This is a genomic window from Rhodopirellula bahusiensis (assembly GCF_002727185.1).
GTDB lineage: Bacteria > Planctomycetota > Planctomycetia > Pirellulales > Pirellulaceae > Rhodopirellula > Rhodopirellula bahusiensis.
On the sequence record NZ_NIZW01000006.1, the window covers coordinates 135,197 to 159,583 of the forward strand.

General features: G+C 56.4%; 2 protein-coding genes. Both read left to right on the plus strand.

Annotated elements, in window-relative coordinates; genetic code table 11:
• Nucleotides 1-285 precede the first annotated feature (285 nt).
• Nucleotides 286-23,427 carry a tandem-95 repeat protein gene (locus tag CEE69_RS08470; protein WP_099260260.1) on the plus strand — a complete coding sequence of 7,714 codons (23,142 nt, stop codon included), beginning with the start codon at nt 286-288 and terminating at the stop codon, nt 23,425-23,427.
• 69 nt (nt 23,428-23,496) lie between these two features.
• Entirely contained in the window at nt 23,497-24,264 is a 768-nt protein-coding gene (locus CEE69_RS08475; RefSeq protein ID WP_099260261.1) for a PIG-L family deacetylase, read from the plus strand.
• The last annotated feature ends 123 nt before the right edge of the window (nt 24,265-24,387 follow it).

A 24,387-nucleotide genomic window follows, 5' to 3' on the forward strand; every position in this document is an offset into this window, starting at 1 on the left:
CTCTATTTGGGCGGTTCGGCGAGTCCTTTTGGGGGCTTTCGGCCGTTTGGTTTGCAACGGTTGGGACGACAAATTGATCGAATTTCTGAGCAGTTTCTCGCCGCCGAGTTGACAATCCAATTATCTTCAGACGTCCGGCAGGCCCCCACTGCGCTCCGATAACGACCATGATCGGGGTACAAGAATCTGCTCAGAACGACATTTTCATTCTTTTCTATTGATTATTTCGATTCGCTTCGCTGTCACGGTGACCGTGGCTGGATCCCTTCATCCTTTGAGTTTCTCATGACGCTTCGACGCTTTCAGACTTTGTTGGGCAACGCTGTTTCAGACGCCTCCTCGCCATCGGATGGACGAGCGAAGGGCCGCCAGCACTCCAAATCCCGCCGAGCCCGAAACGAGCGACGAAGCAAATGGCAGACCGCTGACCGCCGCCTGAACCACGAAACCCTCGAAAAACGAGAACTACTCGCCGCGGAGTTGGGCCTGATCGCTCATCCGGTATTCGCTCCTGGCACACCGAGCGAAACCATTGAGCAGTGGCATGAGGAGCACGGCGACAACCATGCCGCGATCACATCTGGCACAAAATTGCCAGGTTTTCAGTTTGGCCCTCAGCTTCAACCCATCCTTTTCAATCCAACGGACCCATTGCGTTGGCGCACCTCGGCACTGAATCCAAACGGGGCACCCAACTTAGGCGACCCCATCACGCTGACCTGGAGCATCGTTCCCGATGGAACGCCGATGCTGGACCCCAACACGGGGAACACAACCGGCAACAGTGAACTGGTCTCGTTCCTTGACGGCGTCTACGGAAGCGGAGCGACCAACGAAATCACCGAGAAGCCCTGGTTCAATATCTTTGCCAACGTGTATGACGTTTGGTCACAGGGAACCGGGCTGAATTTTGTTTACGAAGACGACGACGATCAATCACCATGGGCAGGGGCGGCGAGCATCGGCGAAGCTGACGTGCGGGCCGATTTGCGGATTGCTGGCGCAGCGATCGACGGGAACTACAACGTTCTCGCCGCGAACTACCCACCGTATGGCTTCGGATCCAACGGGCTCGATGGTGACATGATCATCGACACTTCCGACAGCTACTACTCGGACACAGCCAACTCTGCTTTCGATCTCAACATCGAATTGACAAACATTCTCGCTCACGAGATCGGCCACGGTCTGGGATTGGCTCACGTGATGCCAACCAATGGCACCAAACTGATGGAACCATTCATCAGTGCAAACTACTACGGTCCGCAAGAAGATGACATCTTCAACATCAATATGTTGTATGGCGACGCAATGGAGCCAAACGACTCCATCGCCAGTGCGGTCCATTTGGGGGTGCTTGACCTTGCTGCCCAGACCATCACCGATGTGTCGATTGACAGTCCCAACTCCGACGTGGATGTATTCGCATTCACACTGAACAACCCTACCGAAATCGATCTGGTTGTCACTCCAGTCGGAACGTCTTACGAGGAAGGCGAACAAGGTGGTGATCCTCCAGTCAGTGTTGACCGTCAGCGTCAGCAAGACTTGCAGTTCCGCTTGCTGGACGGAAATGGCAATGAAATTTCATTGTCGAACGACAACACCTTGGGCAACGCAGAATTCCGCGCCAACGTTCAGTTGGCAGAAGGCTCTTATGCAATCGAAGTTTCGGCGTACTCGGGAACTGATTCGCAAGCCTATCGGATGTCGGTGGGCAATTCGGCTCGAGTGTTGGTAGGACCAACCTTGCTCGCCATTCGCCCTGACGATTCGGGACTGCTCCAGAACGGCGACACCCTTGAGACCGCCCCCAACGAATTCAACCTGTTCTTCAACGGCGGGGCGGACCTAGACGAAGCCACGATCAACGCAGACACAGTCAAATTGGTTCGCGCTGGCGAAGACGGAATCTTTGGCCCCAACCCAGCCAACCTGGACGTCAACGGAAACCCAATCGACGACGATATCCAAGTCGAATTGGGATACGTTGGACTGCTGGAATCGGGAAGCATCGAAGCCAGCAACCTGCAGCAGATCGTCTTGCGTCCAGCCAGCAGTGCAGCTCACAACGCGTTCGATCCGTCGTTTGGTTTCCCGGATGACCTCTATAAAATCGTTCTGGTCGGCGAAGGCAACTCGCCTCTGCAAAGCCGCGCCGGAATTCCGTTTGACGGCGGCAACAACTTTGAAACAGCCTTTCGGCTCAACCGCGGGTCCCAGGTTGTCGCGGTCGTCCCCCAACCGATCGTTCGCTCAAACGCGACCCAAGCCAACCCCAAGGGCGTTCTCACACAACAATCTGATACCGTCGTCGTTCACTTCGACGGACAGTTGCTGGACGTTGGTGACGCAGAAAACCCCGCGTTTTATCGCCTAGTCGATACCCGCGCTACCGCGGACAAGTCGGACGACCAGCTTGCACCCTTGCAACCCAATCTGGCAACGTATGACGTGGCGGTCGGAACGGTCACGCTCCTGTTTTCCTCTCCCATCCCAGAGGGCAACTACCGCCTGGACATCGGGGAAGCAGGAACACCGGTTGGTGGATCACCTATCGTTCCAAGCTCAGCACTCACCAGCGACGATGACAACTCGACTCTCCTGACAGCCAGCGATCTGACTGGAACACCAGCGAGCCCCGTGACACTGGATGCATCTGGGGTCCGAATTTCCTCACAAATCCAGGTCCAATCTGTTCCGCTTGCTCAACGAGTTGGCAGCGAAGATGAACCAGGGCACCGTGAGATTCAGCGTGAACCACATGTCGGAAACAACGAAGGAGTCGGCCTGGAGCTTCCTTCGGCAATCAGCATTGTTCGCTATTACTTCCCCAGCACGCTGGGAACGGATACCAACGGACAAGACTACATCAACCTGATCACCGAAAAAGAAAAAGAGATTGTCCGCACTCTCTTTGATATTTACGCCAGTCTTTCAGGGTTTGAGTTCGTTGAAACATCTGAGACCACACCCGGTGCAGATCAACTGATGATTGGAAAGGGAGACTTCCGGGCAGTCTCCCCAGGACTCGGTCCAAACGATGGGGTTGCAGGCCTTGCCAACAACACCTTCGCGATTTTGAACGGCTCCATCTACAACCAATCCAACCGATTCTTTGGCGATGGTTTCACAGAAACCATGATGCACGAGATTGGTCACTCCTTGGGCCTGAACCACTCTTATGACATCCCATCCGTTCAAGGCGCTGCCGTGCCAAACGACGTGTTGCCGGGTGATCATGATATCGTTCACCTGCAGCGGGTTTCCGCTCCCAATGCAACTGACATCGATCTTTACAAGTTTGCTGTTGGCGAGACAGGCAAATTCACTGCGGAAACCTTCGCCGAACGATTGTCGACTCCAAGCGGCCTGAGCACGGTCCTGACATTGTTCGCAGTCAATGACGATGGAACGCTTGAAATCGTTGCTCGCAATGACCGCTACTTTGGCAACGACTCGTTCCTGAATGTGGAATTGGATGCAGGAACCTACCTGATCGGAGTCAGCAGCACCGACAACGAAGAATACAACCCGCTGGTCCCTGACTCTGGTTTTGGTGGAACAACGGACGGCTTGTATGAACTGGAATTGAAATTCCACGGGGAATCGGCATCGGTACTTCGAGATGTGGACGGCACTCCGATCGATGGTGATCGTGATGGAACGCCGGGTGGCGTGTTCTCCTTCTACTTCCAAGCCAGCGATGCCGACACCACTGTGTTCGTCGATCGGTTGAATGACCCGAACGCGGCAGCACTGGATGGCTCAGGCACTCTTGGAGACGCATTCGACAACATCGGCCAGGCGCTCCAGCGGGCAGGAGAACGACTTGTGTTCCCGACGGTGGGACTCGATACGCTAGACGCCACCGATACGTTTGAGGTCATTCAAACGATTGGTGGCACACCCGTGACCGAAAGCTTTGACTTCGGCCCTGGTGGAATCACCCTTGCCCCCGGTGGATCACCAGAGGATGCGGCCACTGCAGCTGCAAACGCGATCAACTCCGTCCTTCCTGGCGTTGCGACCGTGGTCGGCCGAACCGTTGAATTGACCGGGATCGATCGTCTGGACCTGTCGGGATCGGACACGCTTCTGAACACTCCCAACCTGGTTCGGATCATCGGAAATGACGCCGACGGCGACCCGTCGACCACCGCGGATATCAAGCCCTATCTGATTGGGACGGCGACCAGCGGCGCAGCACTACGGGACGGGGCCGACTTCCGTGTCCCACAGGGCGTCACCGCGATGATCGACGCGGGTGCGTTGATCAAAATGCGCAAAGCCAATCTTGATGTTGGCTCTTCGTCGATTGACATCGATCGATCTGCCTCTGCCTTGCAGGTCCTGGGAACCCCCGACACACCGGTCTGGTTGCGATCCTATTTCGACAGCACATTTGGTGGCAATTCAACGGGTTCTTCGGCAGCCAATCCACCGGCAGCAGGTGACTTTGGCGGCATCGTTCTGCGTGATGATTCCGATTTGGAATCCTCGGGAATGTTCCTGAACTACATCTCGCACTCTGACATTCGTCATGGTGGGGGCAAGGTATTCGTCGATTCTGCGGAGGCTTCCTTCAGCCCGATTCACATCATCGACGCTCGGCCGACCATTGCGTTCAACCAAATCACCGACAGCAACAGTGCGGCGGTCTCAGCCAGCCCTGATAGTTTCGATGAATCAAATGGCCGCATCGGCCCTGAAATCGTCGGCAACTACCTGTCCGGCAATACGATCAATGGTTTGTTCATTCGAATTGAAACACAGGATGGCGAAGTCGTCACGAAGCTGACCACACCAGGCCGCTTCAATGACACGGATATCGCACACGTGTTGACCGAAAATCTCGTGATCGCTGGCAACGTGGGTGGGCGTTATCTCGACAAAGTCACCGGCGAATTGACCGCTCGCGATTCCGGGCGTTTGCTGGTCGATCCAGGCATCGTGATCAAATCCTCGGGATCACGAATCGAAGCCGAGGCGGGAGGCTCAGCCCTCATCGCCGAAGGCACCCAGAATCGCCCTGTCATTTTCACGTCCATCAATGACGATCGATATGGCGGGAGCGGTGTCTATGACACGACGAACACGCCCAATTCAGCAGGACAAGCAGGCGACTGGGGTGGCTTCTACTTTGGATACACCAGTTCTGGCAGCATTGACAACGCCATCATTTCCTACGGCGGTGGCGACTCGTCCATCGAAGGTGGATCCGCCAATTTCAATGTGATTGAAATTCATCAAGCGGAGGTCCGAATCACAAACTCGCTGATCAGTGACAACGCAGACGGAAATGCGACCGGCGTTCGAAACGGCCGTGGCGCCAACGACGCTGCCACGATCTACGTTCGCGGTGCTCAGCCCATCATCATTGGCAACGAGATCGTCGATAACGCCGGCCCCGCAATCAACATCAATGCCAACTCGCTGCAGTTCTCCAACCAACCTGACTACGGGCGGAGCACCGGAAACCTGGACGTGTTCGCGGAATTTGATGACAACGTCGGTCCTTTGGTTCGACTGAACCAGTTCGAAAACAACGGCATCAACGGAATGTTGGTGCGGGGCGAAGTCCTTACAACCGAGTCGATCTGGGACGACACCGACATCGTTCATGTCCTGCAAAACGAAATCACGGTGGGCAACCATCATTCCAACAGTGGGCTGACGCTGCGAAGCAGCGGCAGCGATTCGTTGGTTGTCAAGTTGTCAGGCAACAACGCTGGCTTCACGGCCACCGGCACACCTGCCGAAATCATTGACCGAATCGGGGGCACCGTGACCGTTTCCGGTTCACCTGGCTTCCCCGTGATCTTGACCAGCCTGCAAGACGATTCGGTGGGTGCTGGCTTCACACCGAATGGTGCGTTCTTGTACGACACCGGAAACGATGGTCAGACAGGGGGGCAAAAGGGTGATTGGCGTGGTTTTGAGTTCGACGAATTCAGCAACGATCGAAATGTCGCCGTCGTTCGCGAACGCGAGACGCCCCTTACGGCAGGCAAGGACGAAAATGCCTTCCCAGGTGTCGCCCAGTTCGTGGGCACGTTGGCCCCGGATCAGAAAAGCGGAGACGAGAATCGACGCCTCGGTTTTGAAGTCCAAGGGTTCATTAGCCCTGACTCTCCAAATGATCTGGACGTCTACAGTTTCGAGGGAACGGCGGGCACGCCGGTTTGGCTGGATATCGACCGAACCGACACTTCTCTCGACACAGTCATTGAAGTTTTGAATGCGAATGGAACAGTCATCGCGCGTTCCCTTCGTTCCACCGACACCAATCTGCCCGGCACGCTGAATGCGTTGCCGCTGGAACAGAACCCGCTGCTGGGTGGTGATTTCAACTCGGAGAACTTCCGAGACGCCGGAATGCACTTTGTATTGCCAGGAACCCCGGACACCGTGGGGCGATACTTTGTGCGGATTCGTTCTCTCGGATCAACGCCGACATCTCTGGATGGAGTCAGCAGTGGCCAATACCACCTGCAAATCCGATTGCAACAAGTCGATGAGTACCCTGGCAGTACGATTCAGTACGCCGACATGCGATACGCCACCACAGCCATCGACGTCAGTGGATTGCCTGCTCGCAGTCACATCCTTGGTGAAGCGGGCGAAGTCCAGGCAGCGCCGAACAACACCTTCGCGCAGGCTCAACCGTTGCAAAGTCTGTTGCAAAGCGATATGGCAGCGATCTCGATCTCAGGCAACCTGGGGACCGAGCAAGGCGTGACCAATCGCGACCTGGACGTCGACTGGTATCGCTTTGACGCGACTCAAACGGGCATCCAAGTGATCAGCGGCGTCAACGACTCTGCCGGCACCGTGGCTGTCGTCTTTGACATGGACTACGCCGACAAGGCGAACCGTGGTGACACGACGCTCGCTGTTTATGACGGCAATGGCCAGTTGATCTTCGTCGGTCGAGACTCCAACATCGCTGACGATCAGCCGGACACGATTGACTCGGACCCAGACATTGACGATCTGTCGCGTGGATCGCTCGGCACCAAGGACGGCTACATCGGCCCCGTCCATTTGACCACCGGTGGCGAGTACTACATCGCGATCATGGGCAACGGCGTCACACCAAGCGCCTTGATGGGACAATATGACAACCTCGGTCACTTCCTTCAGGACGACGATGGAGACGGAGTCGCGGATAGCGCGGTTCAATCCGAGTCGGGTGAGATTTTTGTCCCCGAAGGAAATGCGGACAACCGCTACGTTCGTCTGGAACCAATCAATTCCGTTGACCGAGTGGTGGAAGATCGCATTGGATTTTCTGGGTACAACACGATCCCACTGGATCCATTTTTCCCAAATGGCATCAACATCCAACCACAAACGTCGATCTTCAACATCGACACGGCAGCGGATGTCGAATCCCACTTGCCAGCATTCACGCTCGAGAACGTGCCGCTGTACGTTGCCACTGACCGCCCGTTGCCCAATGCGGACGATCAACTCTACATCGCGGACGCCTACAACGGTGGGACGTACACACGGCCGGTGTCACCGAACAACTGGTCTGCCAACAACAATGACATCCAAGACATCACCATCCGCAGCGATGGCCGGATGTTCGGGTACCAACGCCAGACCAACGTCGCTGACTCGGTCGGCCAATTGGTCGAGATCGATCCTGCGACCGGCGCGCTGACGGTCGTCAGCCAGGACAACATTCCGGGCGAGACGCCGACGATCAACGCTCGGAATCTCAATGCAAATTTGACCGCCCCGGGCAATCGTTCCACCCTCAACGACCCTCGCCTGGAAGAATTCACCAACTCGGATGAAGTCGATGCGTTGACATTTGAACGCACCGGCAACATCACCAGCGATCCAAGCTACGACCTCTACTATGTGGTTCGAGAATCAGACGCATCGTCGAAGCTTTATCGAGCCACTTCGGACGGGGACGCTTCCCCGGTTGCCGCCGCTGCGTCCGGTCCCAACACAGGCGCAAACGTCAAGTACGGCGTCATGGGCAACATCAATCTGCCAGGAGCGACCTATGCGACCGCGAATTTCCAGGTGTTCACCAACGGAAACAACGTCGCCCGGACCAACATTCGGATTCAATCCAATCAGCCTGGTGTGGACGGAGATTTCACGGTCAGCATCAGCCGTCCCAACAATGGCAACCAAGCCGGAATCGGCAACGTCAGTGTGGCAGGACGCACGATTACTGTGATCATCGGCACCGATGCCAACGGAACGGGAGGGCCAAGTGCGGCCGCGATCGTGAATGCAATCAACAACGATGCTGACGCTCGACAGATTGTGACCGCTTCCATCTATGGTGGAAACGCAAACAACAACGGGGATGGGAACGACGGCACAGCAGCGAATAACGTTGGCGCATTGAACTACACCGCCGGTACCGGGACAGCATTGGCGGGTCGCGTCACTGGGATTAGCTTCGACGATCCAGTCGAACCCACTCAGATGTACGGCGTCACCAATGCTGGTGAAATCATTGCCATCGACAAGAACTCGGGGGACGCCACCCTTCTGAACACCGTTATCGGAGCCGACTTCAGCGCTCTCGCACTCGGTCCTCAGTCGGTCGAGAACGGTGCGTATGCTGACATGCTGTTCGCAACCACGACCGGTGGTCGCTTGTACGCGTTTGACTTCAATGGCATCTTGCAAAACATCTTCGCGGGTGGAACAGATTCCGTTGTCTTCAACGACATCGCACCTGCCAACGGTGACAACCCGGTCGGACTCGCGTTCAGCCCGTTGGATCTGAACCTTTGGCACCCCACCACTCGGCGCGCCAATGATGTCGGACACGGGATCAATGAAGCGCCCGACGGATCTCGGACGCCTGGCGACATTGATCAGACGTATGGCGAAGCCGGAGCCGTCGGTGGGGACCGGGAGTTCTCCCAAGCCAGCGGTGGTGCGAGTTTCTACTTCGGACTCGAAGAGTGGATTGCGCCCAACGATTTCGACAACACGACCCAGGGATACATCACCTACGATGGCCAGGAAAATGCCCAATTCGGGCTTTCCGAGAAACTGCATCGCGACCTGACCTCCAACCCTGCGGTCGTCAACACCTACGCATTGGCAGGCGGTGCCCAAGGCCAATTGGTTTCCAATTCGTTTAACCTCGATGGATCGGTGGCGGAAGACCGACCCACGCTTTATGTCAACTACTTCCTCGAAACAGAAAACCACCCGGGTGAGACGACTGCGAACGGTCAAGATCCATTCCGTGACGCGGCGCGAGTCTTCGTGCTGCGACCGTCGACGGGAGAATGGGAGTTGGTTGCCACTAACAACTCGGCGTTGAGTGTGGCGGATCCGTCACAGAACCCGACAGCAGAACTCCCCGGATTCATCTCGCATCTCTCCGACGCTGGTTTGAACAGCACCACGCCTCGTGACGAAGACGCACAAGTCGTTCAGGAACTGTTCGACAACACAGGAACCTGGCGACAAGCTCGCATCGACTTGTCTTCGTTCGCGGGAGAAGTTGGTTTGCAACTACGATTCGACTTCAGCACCTCCGGTCGAATCGCTGGCGATGGCATTCCGCCTGCGTTTGGTGAGATTTCCTCAGACTCGCGTTCCAACGCAACCCTGAACAACTTCTTCGAAGGCTTCTACATCGATGACATCATCGTTGGGTACGCCGAGCGGGGTGAAATGGTCACGGTGCCAAACCGAGTCCCAACGGTCGAGGGCGCACTTCAAGGTGGAACACGAGAAATCAACACGGATGCGGGCACCTCTGCCTTGCTCAACGACGCCCGGTTCAGCAACCGCGATCCGAATCGCAACCCCGAGATTTTGTCGGGTCCCTATCAAGTCGAAATCCGACGGGTGGATGAGTACGCAACACTTGCAGAAAGCAATATCCTGCCTGATTTCGGCTTCTCATTCCAACCCTTTGACACCAACGACCGACACATTTTGTCGGAAGATGGTGTCAGCATGTTTGGGGGAACCACCGGCTTGTTGGCGGATCAAAACCGTGAGCGTCAACAAGGCATGTTCATCATCGACTCGAACTTCATTTCCGACTCAGAAGATGTCGGGATTGACATTCAACCTGGCACGGCGGAAGAAACAGGAGTTCCACACCAGGGCTCGCTGATCAATTTCCCGCAGCTGAACTCGCCTCGCTTGGTCCCCGGCGTGGTCATTCAAAACAATGTGATCTCCGGTGAATCAGCCATCCGATTCGCGGGCGAGACGACCACCGAAGCAGGGCGTTCCGTTCCCTTTGGTCGGATCGTCAACAACACTCTGGTTGGATTTGGCGACGGAACCGGCATTGATGTGATTGGGCAAGCTGCTCCGACAATCATCAACAACATTCTGTCTGAATTCGGCACCGCCATTGATGTCGAAGGCTTCAATGCCACCAACACAGTGGTTCGCAAAAACTACTTCCAAGGCAATGCCAACAACGGCACCACTGGAACCAACCCCGAGTTGGCAGGAACCAATGCTCCGCTGTTCATTGATCGTTCTTCGCGAAACTACTACCTAGCCGCTGGCTCGGCGGCCATCGACAATTCGCAAGAAACATTGGCCGACCGGCTGGACTTTGTCACGTTCAAAACGGAACTTGGAATCGCCCGTTCGAACATCGACGCGCCGCAGCGAGATGTCTTTGGGCAGCTTCGAGTTGACTCCGGTCAATCCGGTGGTGGTAGCGGTGCAGATCCGTTCATCGACCAAGGTGCGATCGATCGGGCGGACACGGACGCTCCCTACGCTGTCCTCCTCAAACCAATCGACGACGACAATGCTGGTTTGGACCGAGATCCTAACCCCACCGTTGTCTCGCTTGACGATCCGATTCTGGACGTCTTCTCAATCTTGATCGGCGATGGTCGCGACGAGAACTCACCGTTCGAAGGTACCGGAATCGATCCTGCGACGGTCGATCGGGACGCCATCCTTGTTCGCCGTAACAATATCGAACTGGTGGAAGGTGTTGACTATCAACTGGGCTTCAATGGCTCGACGGGTGAACTTCGCCTGACTCCTCTGACGACTCTGTGGCAACCCAATGGTGTCTACGAGATTTTCTTGGACAATCAACGCATTGCGGATCGGGCAGGCAACTTGCTGCGGCCAAATCAACAGGATGGTTCGACCAAGTTCACGATCATCCTGCCAACCGTAAACCTGGATTACGGCGATGCAATCGATGGTTTTGGAACCATTCTCGATTCCGATGGTGCACGCCATGCGATCATTGACGGTGGTCAAATTCGCTTGGGACAAATCATCGACTCAGAACTCGATGCGGCGGTTGCCGGTTCACCAGGTGCACAAGATGACGATCGACTCCCGGTCATCATCACCCTGGGAACGAGTGCCTTCCAGACGCCCGTCACAACCGGTGGCGTCAGCATCATGGAAGCGGTGCAAATGCCCGTTCTCGGCGACACCCTGACCATTGACATCGGCAGCCCTCGTGGACCGGTGACATTCGAATTCGTCACCGTTGGACGCTCAGCCGAATCGGGGAACTTGCCTGTCATCTTCGATGACACGCTGTTGACCGACCCCGGTGAAGTGCTGGACCAACTCAATGCATTCACTTCGGATGTGCACGATGCGATTGCCGAGATGTTTGAGGACTTCGGCCTGGCCTTTGATGTGGAGTTCACATCAGGATCGGCGATCGCTCCCACAACTCAACCGTCGCTATCGCTGACAAACTTCGATGACGAAGACGGCGTCGGAATCGGTTCCCCCAACACGGAACGTGAAATCACCATCACGCCTTCCGATCCAGCCTCCTTGGTTGTCGCAACGTCGCCTGCCAACCCAGTCGTGATCGACGTCCAGGCCATCCCGGCAAGTGGTGATCAAGTGGTGATCGACCTCGGAACCTCCGCCGGTTCAAAGACGTTTGAATTCCTGCTTGTGGATCCAGCGGCGACCAGTCAGCAAGCCTCGACTTCTGGAACGATCGCAGTCCGCTTCGAAGCAGCCGACACAGTCAACGATATCGCCGCTCGCTTGGCCGCTCGCATCGACCAAGCATTGGCCGGCTTTGGCACGAATTTCTCGGCAACGTTCGCCGGAAGCCTTGTGACCCTCGAAAATCAAGCGACCACTCAAACGGTGTTTGTGGATTCGTTGACAGATCCCAACAGCGTATCGATCGGAGTTTTGGGATACCTCAACCCCAACAATCCAAATGGCGCATCGATTTTGGTCAACGCTCCGAACGGTGGCTTCTTGGACGCCTGGATCGACTGGGATCAGAACCAACTGTTTGATCCACGTGATTCATCCGAGGACGGCGGCGAACAAATCTTCCGCAGCATCCCATTGTCGGCCGGCGACAACATTCTGAATATCGTGACGCCCACCACTGCGTCGAGTGGTCTGGCTTGGGCACGCTTCCGAATCTCACCCGAAGGTGGTCTGTCCTCGGACGGGTTGGCGGTTGGTGGCGAAGTGGAAGACTATCAAGTCGAAATCATCCCGGCCCCGATCCCGACCCCGCAAGACGATCGCTACGACATCCTAGAAGACCAATCTTTGCTGACTGCAGAAATGGGATTATCATCGGTCTTGTTTGGTCCCACCGTTGCTGCGGACGACTTGCTCACTCCGTTTGCTCCCACAACCGTGGTGTTGATGGACGGACCATCGCATGCCGAGAATTTCTCGATTGATCCGTTGACGGGGCACTTCCAATACGTTCCCAAAGCCGACTTTGCCGGCATCGACACGTTCACCTACCGACTGGCTGATCAGGCAACGTTGGTCGACAATCCAGTCCTGGATATCAACGGCGATCCAATTGGTGTTGCGACTGTCACGATCAATGTCGACCCCGTCAACGATGTTCCTTCGGTTGAGAACCTGACGTTGTTGGCGCTCGAGGACACCGAGCGAACCTTCACCGCTGAACAACTGAAAGCCAGTGCGTTTGGTGACGGCGATCGAGAGTTCACCTTGACGCTCCCCGATGGCTCGACTCAGCCTGCTCCTTGGGATGAGTCCATCCAATCCTTCGACGTTGTCGCGTTACACACGACGGTTGGCGGTCTCACGACTGACATTACCTCCGCAACGACAGTTCCTGTCGATGGATTCAAGACTCCTCGCGGTCGGATCATCCCGATCTGGGATGGCACGGTTCTCGACGAAATCCGGTATCTCGCCGACACAGATTTGAACCAAGACAATCCGAACGGTGATTCGCTGTTGCGTGACGAGTTCCAGTTCACGATCGAAGACGATGGTGTACTCGTGAATCCGGGTGCGGACCTGGTCAATTCTTCTGACGACACATCCTTCATCGGCGGCAAGCTGACCGCCCAAGCAACGGCGCAAATCGACGTCAAACCGAAGAACGACGCTCCAGTCGCTGCGGAAGATCTGATCAGCGAAAACAACGCGGAATGGAACGCATTCTTCATTGGCCCCGATCCGTTGAATCCCGTGGCTCCCGTCCCAGTCCCAACGGAAGACCAAACCCTGGTCATCCCTCAGGCCTACCTGATCGCGAATGACAAGGAAGCTCGTGACTCGGCAACTGACGAGAACGACAATACCAACGACGCGGGACTGACCGTGACTGCCGTGAGTGCCACCAGTGCGCTCGGTGGAACGGTTTCGATCGACACCAACGGCGACATCGTTTACACGCCAGCACTGAATACTTATGGGGAAGACTCTTTCACCTACACGGTGACGGACAGCGGCATCACGTTTGATTTGGGCCCCGAAGGGATGCCTGGATCGATGCTCGAAGAGCCCGACCCCCTCAGCCATACCGCCACCGTGCGGATTCTGATCAAACCGGTGAACGACACGCCACAAGCGGACGATCTGGCATTGGATCTGCTGGAGTACCAAGAGGACGAAGATGGCACCGGCGAGGCGAATCCGGTTTCCAAGAGCGATGGTTCCGGATTCAAGGACTTCTCCAAAGATGACTTGCTTCGACTTGGTGGAGCGGGTTCCGCAGTTGAGGTCACACCACCTGTCGACTTCCCTGCCGACTTCGATGAAGACGCACAGGATTTGCGAGTCATCAAGATCGGCTTGCCCGACGCAACCGCTGCATCCGTTGACGCACGACTGCTGACTTACGACGCAGTCACCGGTTTGGCTCCGGTTCAAACGTTGGCCACAGCGCGAGGCACACTGTCGCTGACATTCTCGCTGGTCCCCGATCCGGCCAACCCAGGAAACTTCCTGGCGGACAGCGGTGAGTTTGTCAGTGGTTCCTACGAACCCAACGTGGACTACAACGAAGAATCACCGTTCGACGCCACGGACCTGTTCACCTACTTCGTCGAAGACTTCTCTGAGATTCCAGTTCCTGGTGCAGGCAACTTCCCAGGCGAGTCACTCAACAGTGTTGGTCACGGCAGCCTGACCAGCGAAGCTGCGACGGTCACGATGACCACACATGCAACGAACGACACGCCCGAGTTCCCAGTCTTCAACACGGTGACCTTCGCTGAAGACATCAATGACGCGGGCGACACGTTCAATACAGTCTTCTATGACATCTATGGGGAAGCCGTCATCGCATCGGCCGACCCGGCTGTCCATAACCTGCCGCAAGCCATCTTCGTCAGTCGGGCAACGGCCGAAGACGAGCGTGGCAACAGCAGCGGTGCTCCCGCGACTCAGTCTCTGACTTACAGCTACTCCACGCTGTATGAACCAGTCGGCATGTTCGAATCAGCTCCCGTCCTGGATGAGTACGGCGTCCTCACGCTGACTCCTCGGGCCAATGCGTACGGATACGCCGTCTTCACAGTCACCATGACGGACGATGGGCAGTCCTACGATCCAGGCACTGGCATGTTGGTCGACGACGTCCCCCCCCTTAGCGTCACTCGAACCCTGACGGTCCACATCACACCAGTCAATGACGCACCAGTCACGTTTGATCGGGAGTTGGAAGTTCAGGAGATCGAAGAGTTTGACGATGTCACAGGGCAGCCGTCCGGTGTTGATCCGGCAAGAATTGAATTGACTCCGGATGACTTTTTGGTCGGTGCAGATGGACCGCTGGCTTCGGCGGAGCAAAGCGACTTCACCGATGACGTCGACGCGGTCGATGAATTCGATGAAGAAGAGCAAAGCCTCCGAGTGGTCGAGTTCACGGTCACGCTGGCCGATGGATCCACCGCAGTCGCTGACGCGGAAAACAACAACGGCGTCGAATTGACGCTGGCGACCGGACGCATCACGTTCAACTTCGATGACATCAGTGCAGGCGGTGCCTACACCGGCGGTGTCTACTATCCGAACGTGGACTACAACGAAGAGAGCCCGTTCGCCGCCAACGAACAGTTCACTTACGTCGTCGAAGACTTCGGAATGACATCGATCCCGGGATCCCAGTTCATCAACGGCGGTGCGGCCGACGAAGTCGACTACACCAACGATGGTGCGATGCCTCCAGTTGGACTGAACAATCGTTCGGTTCCACAAACGATGACGTTGACGACACGGGCAACGAACGATGTGCCTGAATTCCCAGTGTTCAACACGGTGACGTTTGCCGAAGACATCAACGACGCTGGCGACGCGTTCAACACGGTCTTCTACGACATCTACGGGGAAGCCGTCATCGCGTCGGCCGACCCGGCTGTCCACAACCTGCCGCAAGCTATCTTCGTCAGCCGGGCAACCGCCGAAGACGAGCGTGGCAACAGCAGCGGTGCTCCCACGACTCAGGCGCTGACCTACAGCTACACCACGCTGTATGAACCAGCCGGAATGTTCGAATCTGCTCCCGTCCTGGATGAGTACGGCGTTCTCACGCTGACTCCGCGGGCCGATGCTTACGGTTACGCCGTCTTCACAGTCACAATGACGGACGATGGGCAGTCCTACGATCCAGACACTGGCATGTTGGTCGACGACGCCCCCCCCGCCAGTGTCGCTCGAACCCTGACGGTACACATCACACCAGTCAACGATGCACCGGTCACGGTTGACCGCGCGTTGGAAGTTACTGAAGCCAAAGAATTCGCCAACGGATCCGGCCGCCCGACCGGTGACGTTGCCTCGATCGACCTCACTCCAGATCAATTCCTCGGTGGAACCACTGAGAATTCAGAACTGGCAGAACAAAGCGACTTCACCGATGACGTTGCCGCCGTCGATGAATTCGATGAAGAGGAACAAAGCCTCCGAGTCGTCGAGTTCACGGTCACGCTGGCCGATGGTTCCACTGCAGTTGTCGACGCCGAAAACAACAACGGCGTCGAACTGACGCTGGCGACCGGACGCATCACGTTCAACTTCGATGACACCAGTGCAGGCGGTGCCTACACCGGCGGTGTCTACTACCCCAACGTCGACTACAACGAGGAAAGCCCGTTCGCCGCCAACGAACAGTTCACCTACGTCGTCGAAGACTTTGGAACGACATCGATCCCAGGATCGCAGTTCATCAACGGCGGTGCGGCCGACGAAGTCGACTACACAAACGATGGTACAATGCCTCCAGTTGGGCTGAACAATCGTTCGGTTCCACAAACGATGACGTTGACGACACGGGCAACGAACGATGTGCCTGAATTCCCAGTGTTCAACACGGTGACGTTTGCCGAAGACATCAACGACGCTGGCGACGCGTTCAACACGGTCTTCTACGACATCTACGGGGAAGCCGTCATCGCGTCGGCCGACCCGGCTGTCCACAACCTGCCGCAAGCTATCTTCGTCAGCCGGGCAACCGCCGAAGACGAGCGTGGCAACAGCAGCGGTGCTCCCACGACTCAGGCGCTGACCTACAGCTACACCACGCTGTATGAACCAGCCGGAATGTTCGAATCTGCTCCCGTCCTGGATGAGTACGGCGTTCTCACGCTGACTCCGCGGGCCGATGCTTACGGTTACGCCGTCTTCACAGTCACAATGACGGACGATGGGCAGTCCTACGATCCAGACACTGGCATGTTGGTCGACGACGCCCCCCCCGCCAGTGTCGCTCGAACCCTGACGGTACACATCACACCAGTCAACGATGCACCGGTCACGGTTGACCGCGCGTTGGAAGTTACTGAAGCCAAAGAATTCGCCAACGGATCCGGCCGCCCGACCGGTGACGTTGCCTCGATCGACCTCACTCCAGATCAATTCCTCGGTGGAACCACTGAGAATTCAGAACTGGCAGAACAAAGCGACTTCACCGATGACGTTGCCGCCGTCGATGAATTCGATGAAGAGGAACAAAGCCTCCGAGTCGTCGAGTTCACGGTCACGCTGGCCGATGGTTCCACTGCAGTTGTCGACGCCGAAAACAACAACGGCGTCGAACTGACACTGGCGACCGGACGCATCACGTTCAACTTCGATGACATCAGTGCAGGCGGTGCTTACACAGGCGGCATCTACTATCCGAACGTGGACTACAACGAAGAAAGCCCGTTCGCCGCCAACGAACAGTTCACCTACGTCATCGAAGACTATGGAACGACTTCGATCCCAGGATCGCAGTTCATCAACGGCGGTGCGACCGACGAAGTCGACTACACCAACGATGGTGCGATGCCTCCAGTTGGGCTGAACAATCGTTCGGTTCCACAAACGATGACGTTGACGACACGGGCAACGAACGATGTGCCCGAGTTCCCAGTGTTCAACACGGTGACGTTCGTCGAAGATGTCAACGACACGGGTGCCTCCTTCAACACGGTCTTCTACGACGTCTACGCCGGTGGCTTGGTTGCGAACTACGACGCCGCCGACCCAATGCGTCCGCAAGCGATCTTCGTCAGCCGCGACACTGCGTTTGACGAGCGTGGCGACGGACTCGGGTTCGACCCGACTCAATCGCTGTCCTACACCTTTACGTCACTGGCTAGCTCATCGCCTTCGGGGATGTTTGAAACATTGCCAACGATGGATGACTTCGGTGTCCTCACGCTGACACCGCGGGCCGACGTATACGGCTGGGCGGTCTTCGAAGTCACCGCGACAGACGACGGTGCAAGCTACGACGCTGGTGCCGCAGGCCTGATCAGTTCGCCTCGCAGTATCACGCGAACGTTGACCATCAACATCACCCCGGTCAACGACGCTCCCGTGAGCTTCGACCGAGATCTGGAAGTCACTGAAGTGGAGGAGTTCTCCTCACCGAATGATCTCCCAACAGGCTCGGTCGCTCGCTTGCAAATTTTGCCAGAAGATTTCCTGGGCGGAACAACAGGCAATCCTGAACTCGCCAAAGCGAGCGACTTCTCCAATGACGTCGTCAGCTTTGAAGAATACGACGAAGACGAGCAAGACCTTCGTGTGGTCGAGTTCACCGTCACGCTGGACGACAACTCTCTGCTAGTCGTCAACGCTGGCAACTACGTCAATGGAACACAAATCGGATTGCTCAGCGGTACGATCACATTCCAATTTGATTCGACGACCGGCGAATTCCTCGAAGGCGAATACTTGCCGAGCATCGACGTCAACGACCAGCTGCCTTTCGAGCCAACAGAGGTCTTCCAATACGTTGTCGAGGACTTCGGTCCAACTTCGATCCCTGGTAGCGATCGGCCAACACCGGATGCAACTGGATCGATCGATTACACCACCGTGGGCGGCGTCGGATCGAACAATCGTTCTCAGCCTCGCGACATGACTCTGACAGTACGTTCGGTCAACGATGTGCCTGAGTTCCCCGTCTTCGACACCGTCACGTTCGCCGAAGACATCAACGATGCCGGTGGTGCATTCAACACCGTCTTCTATGACATCTACGGTGGAGAAGTCATCGGCAGCAACAACCCGTTGGTGCACGGCTTGCCTGAGGCTATTCATCCAGGGCGGGCTACCGCGTTGGACGAACGTTCGGTTCAAGAACTGAGCTACAGCGTCAGCGTCATCTCGTCGCCATCGGGCATGTTCGCCAGTGATCCAATCTTGGATCGATTTGGCGTGCTGCAATTGCAACCCAACGCGGACGCCTACGGCTACGCTGTGTTTGCTCTGACGATGACCGACGATGGTCAGTCTTACATCTCGGGTTCCATCCAAGATGATCCACGCAGCATCACTCGAACGCTGACGGTCAACATCACTCCGGTCAACGATCAACCGGTCGCTTACGATCGCGAATTGACAGTCAACGAAGTCGAGGAGTACTTCCCAATCACTGGTCAACCAACCGGCAGGGTTGCCGTTCTCGACCTGACTCCAGAGACGTTCTTGGAAGGCAATCCAAGTGACGCTCAGACAGCAGACTTTGCCGATGGCGTCGTCACGACGAACGAGTTTGACGAAGACGAACAAGACCTCCGGGTCGTTCAGTTCACCGTCACCAATTCCAGTGGCACACCGACAGTCGTCAGCCGAGACAACCTGGACGGTATCGAGATTCCTCTCGCAACTGGCACGGTCACGTTCAACTTCGACGCCTCGGGCGCGTTCGTCAGTGGCCAATACTTGCCAAGTGTTGACTACAACCAAGAAGACCCGTTTTTGGACTTCGAGCGATTCAGCTACATCGTCGAAGATTTTGGAGCAACCTCGGTGCCGGGTTCCGATTACATCAACGGACAAATGGCTCCCCCGGTCGCTGGATTCCAACAAGCGGATTACACGACTGTTGGTGGTGTTGGATCGAACAACCGTTCGGAATCACGTCGTGTGACGATCCGAACTATCCAGGTCAACGATGCTCCTCGAGTTGAATTCCGTGAAACGGTTGACATTCGCGAACGCGACGACAACCGTGGGACGAGTTTGACTGATTGGGCGACTCGACGAGATCCGGCCGAAACCACAGCGTTGGATGAATTCGATCGCCAAGACGTCTTCTTCACTTTCAAAGAATACGTCAGCCAGAGCGTCACCGATCTGTTCCGTCCCGGCTTCACTCCGGAAGTTTCTGATGACGGAACACTGACGGTCTACCCATCACCTGATGCGGTTGGAACGGGCGTGTTCGTCATAACAGCGACAGACCGAGTGTCGGACACCGATCCATTCACTCCGAAGTCGACCGAAATGACGGTCACAGTAAACGTTCGTCCGGTCAACGACCAACCTCGTTTGTCCGACATCGCACCGACACCAAAGACCGGGTCCATCGACGACGCTTATGAAATCGCTGCGGACGGCACCCTGATCGTCACGATGAAAGAGGACAACACTGCCAACGACGGAACCACTGGAACGACCTACTCGATTCCATTGGAAGCCGATGGTGCACGCCCAGGCTTGCTAGACATCTACACCGCCGGGCCAGACAACGAATCGGATGGCACTCTCGGTGGCGGACAAACGGTTGCCTTGGTTCCGTTCACGACCCTGCCAACCACGCTGGGCGGATCGGTGACCTACATTCCAGAGAACGGTACGACGCCGGCTTCGCTGGAATACACGCCACCGACCAACGTCAACTCGTTGAACAACCTGCCCGACTCGTTCACCTACCAGGTGATTGATGACGGCACGAACTTCAACATTCGCGACCAAGTCCTGGACACGTCACCGCTGACACGCACAGGCCGCATTCAGTTTGTTCTGAATCCGGTCAACGACCGTCCCGTATTTGACATTGCACAAACCGTGATCAATGTCAGCGAGGACGCGAATATGTTTGTCCGCAATGACTTTGCGTTCAACGTGTTCGGCGGACCAACACCGACCGCGAACGACGAGTTCAGCTTGACTGCGGCTCAGACCGTATCGTTCAATCGGATCGAACCCGTCAACGTGACTGGCACCCAGGCGACGCAAGCGTTCACGACGCTTCCGACCATCGTGCCTGCTGGCCACCTGACTTTCCAAGCCGCCCCGGGCGTGTTCGGCGAATTCGTGTTTGACATTTATGGCCAAGACAACGGACAAGGCCCGAACTTCGGCCGTGGCGATTTGAATGAGTCCTTGGCTCGCCGAATCACCATCAACGTGCTCGCGGTCAACGATGCACCTATCCCAGCCAATGGAACGGGTGACACGACCACGATCGTGAGCCGCGAAGACATCACGCTGAACATTCCAGTTGATGGTGTGATCAATGGTTCGTTGCTCGGCAACTTTATCGCTGGCCCTGAATCGCCAGTGGATGGGTTGCCGGACGAGAACGATTCGCAAACTTTGTCCGCGGTCAACGTGCCATTGCAAACTGCGATGGGCGGTTCGTTGACACCATCGCCAAACGGTGCAGGTGCCACGTCTTACGTTTACACGCCACCATTGAACTTCGTTGGCACCGATCAGTTCGTCTATGAAGTCAGCGATGGCGACGCTTCGCGAACCACCATGGCAACGATTTCGTTGGTGGTGACTCCGGTCAACGACGCGCCGATCATTTCGCCACTGGCACCAATCGTTGTCGAAGAAAGTGCTGGAACGGTCACCCTTCCCGATTGGCTCGGCACCGTCTTGGTCGGACCTCCCGGAACCGGCTCTGGTGGCCGTGCGGTGGACGAGTTCGACGGAACGGGAACCTCAGCCCCTCAGACAATCACTGAATATCGATTCTCCTATGTCAGTGGCGACGCCGATCTGCTCACCACCTCGGTTGGCAATCCAACTGGGTTGCAGATCCTGTCGGATGGATCGTTGCAGTTCATGACTTCGGACGAAAACAGTGGTTCGGCAACTTACGAATTGGTCGCCGTCGACAGTGGCCCGAACAATCTTGCCAACGGAGACGTTTGGGAAAGCGATCCGGTTCAGTTCACTCTGACCGTCGCCGACGTGAACGACTTGCCAACCTTCACCGCCGGTCCGGCCGTGACCGTGCTGGAAGATAGTGGCGCCTACTCACAGCCATGGGCGACGGATGTCTCCGCCGGCCCAGGCAACGAAGGCAATCAAACGGTTGCGTTCTTGGTCCAAGTACCGGCCGAAGATCAAGATTTGTTCACAGTGCTGCCATCGATCGACCCGAGCGGTGTGCTGACTTTCAGCGTAGCTCCCGATGCGGCGGGCAGCACTGACGTCACCGTGACGTTGCAAGACTTCGACAATGGTGTCTTCGCTGGCAGTTCCCAGCCGGTCACTTTGTCGATCACGATCACGGACCAGCCCGACCTTCCGGTCGCTGTGGATGACTCGTTCACCACCACCGAAGACGCAGTGCTGTTCTTCACGATCGAAGATTTGCTCGCCAACGACAGCGATCCTGACTTGAGCGACATCCTCAGCTTCGTGGAATTGCAAACCACGACAGCTTTGGGTGCGATCGTGAATGTCAATCAGACGACCGGCGAAATCTCTTACACGCCGATGGGATCGGACACGATTCAGTCACTCCGTCCAGGTGAAACTGCAACGGACACGTTCGAGTACGGTCTGCAAGACGACAGTGGTGTGACCAGCGTCGTGACCGCGAATGTCACGCTGACCATTCAAGGTCGCAACGATGCACCGGTTGCTGTCGACGACCGCGTATTCATCGAGTCGGTTGGCACGACCGTGTTGGATCAAATGCGAGACCCGTTGTTCAATGATTCGGACATCGACGGAACGCTGGATCGCTCATCGCTGACGATTGTGGTCGAACCTCAGTTCGGAACGCTGTCCGACGATAACGGCGTGCTGACGTATTTGCCCGGACCTGACTTCGCTGGTGTGGACACGTTCACCTACACAATCGCGGATGACTTGGGCCAAGCCAGTGCTCAAGCCTCGGTTGAACTTCAGGGACGCCCAACGGCTTCGGACATCACCGCGGGAACATCCGTGGGACGCACCGGTGCGATCGACATCTCCGATAGTTTCAACACTGCGTTTGACCTGGACTTGTCGTCCATTCTGATCACGACCCAGCCAACCAACGGCAGTGCGGAAGTGGTCGATGGCATGATCATGTACACGCCAGACGACGGTTACGTCGGAGCGGATTTCTTGATCTTCACTGTCGCGGACGTCAACGGAAACCGCAGTGCACCGACTCGCATGAACCTCAACACGGTTCAAAGTCGTTTGCAGAACCCGGTCAGCTTCTCCGACGTCAACCGCAATGGCGAAGTCACCGCATTGGACGCATTGTTGGTCATCAACCGCTTGAATGAAGTCAGCGGCAACTCCGGTGGCGAGAACATTCCGGTCACTGACGATGACTTCGGAATCGGAACCAACGATGGCGTGAATGAGCAGTTCTACTACGACCAAAGTGGTGACGGCTTCATCTCGTCGTTGGATGCTCTGCGAGTGATCAACGAGATCAACGCACAAAGCCAATCTGGATTCGGCGAACCTGCCGGTGAAGCCACTGACCTTCTGGTTGGCGACTTCAGTGCATCCGCTGGATTGGGTGCTTCAACCTCGATCGCTGCTGAATCGGTTGATTCAGCAACAACCAAGGTCGTCGGATCAGCTGCAGCCGGATCGGAAGTTGACTTGATTGATTTGATCGCCAACGAGCAGTCCAATCGTGAAAGCGATGATTCAGATTCTTTGGAATCGAATTTGGATGCCGCTGTGCGAGAATTGTTCTAGTCCAGCACATATGAAGCGGGCGTCGTTGGGACCTGTCTCGACGATGCCCGTGGCTCTAAGCTGGTTGGCATGAACGAAGCCATTCCCGAACCGAGCGATCTTCTCGTGCCAGAAGACCCGGCGCAGTCACTCGATGTGATTGCGGTGGGTGCTCATCCGGACGATGTCGAATCAGCTTGTGGTGGAACGCTGGCAAAGATGGTCCGCCAGGGCTACCACGTCGGCATCATTGATTTGACCGATGGAGAACCGACGCCGAATTGCCCCGACGTCGAAACTCGGATGGCAGAATCAGTTCGAGCGGCAGAGTGCCTTGGCGTTCACGCGCGAGTTCAACTGAACCTCCCCAATCGAATTCTGATGGACGGGTTCGTCCCTCGCATCGCTTTGGCTCGGCAGTTCCGTCGTTTCCGGCCGCGAATTGTGATTGGCTTTGGTCAAAAGACTCCGATGGCTTCCCCGGACCATTGGCAAGCGATGCAGATCACCGACGCGGCCGTGTTCTACAGCCGACTTTGTCGTTGGGACGAACACTTTGACGGGGTCCCCGTCCACGCCGTTGCTCGTCAGTTGTATTTCCGATTGGCATTCGAGCCCGACGTGATGCCGGGTGAATCTCATCATTTGATCGTTGACATTGGAGATTGCCTGGAGCAGAAACTCGCGTCGATCACGGCTTACGAGAGCCAATTTGCTCACAAACCGAAAATTGCCGAACGGGTGCGAGCCGCAGCTTTGGTCACCGGATCGCAAGCCGGATGTTGGGCTGGAGAAGCTTTTGCCTCGGCTCACCCGTATTCGGTCAGTGATTTGGTCAAGACGGTCATGAACCTCTGATCGAAACGTGACAAACGCGTCTTCGGTGGCTGGTGCTGTTCGATCCAGCGGTCGTTTGTCACAATCGCGACCTCGGATGGTGAACCCCACGTCGCGAAAATGAGTCGTGGGTATCGCTGAAGC

Bases quoted from the DNA above. Each gene is read 5' to 3' on its own strand.
- CEE69_RS08475 (WP_099260261.1), top strand. From the start codon at position 23,497: ATGAACGAAGCCATTCCCGAACCGAGCGATCTTCTCGTGCCAGAAGAC.
- CEE69_RS08470 (WP_099260260.1), top strand. From the start codon at position 286: ATGACGCTTCGACGCTTTCAGACTTTGTTGGGCAACGCTGTTTCAGAC.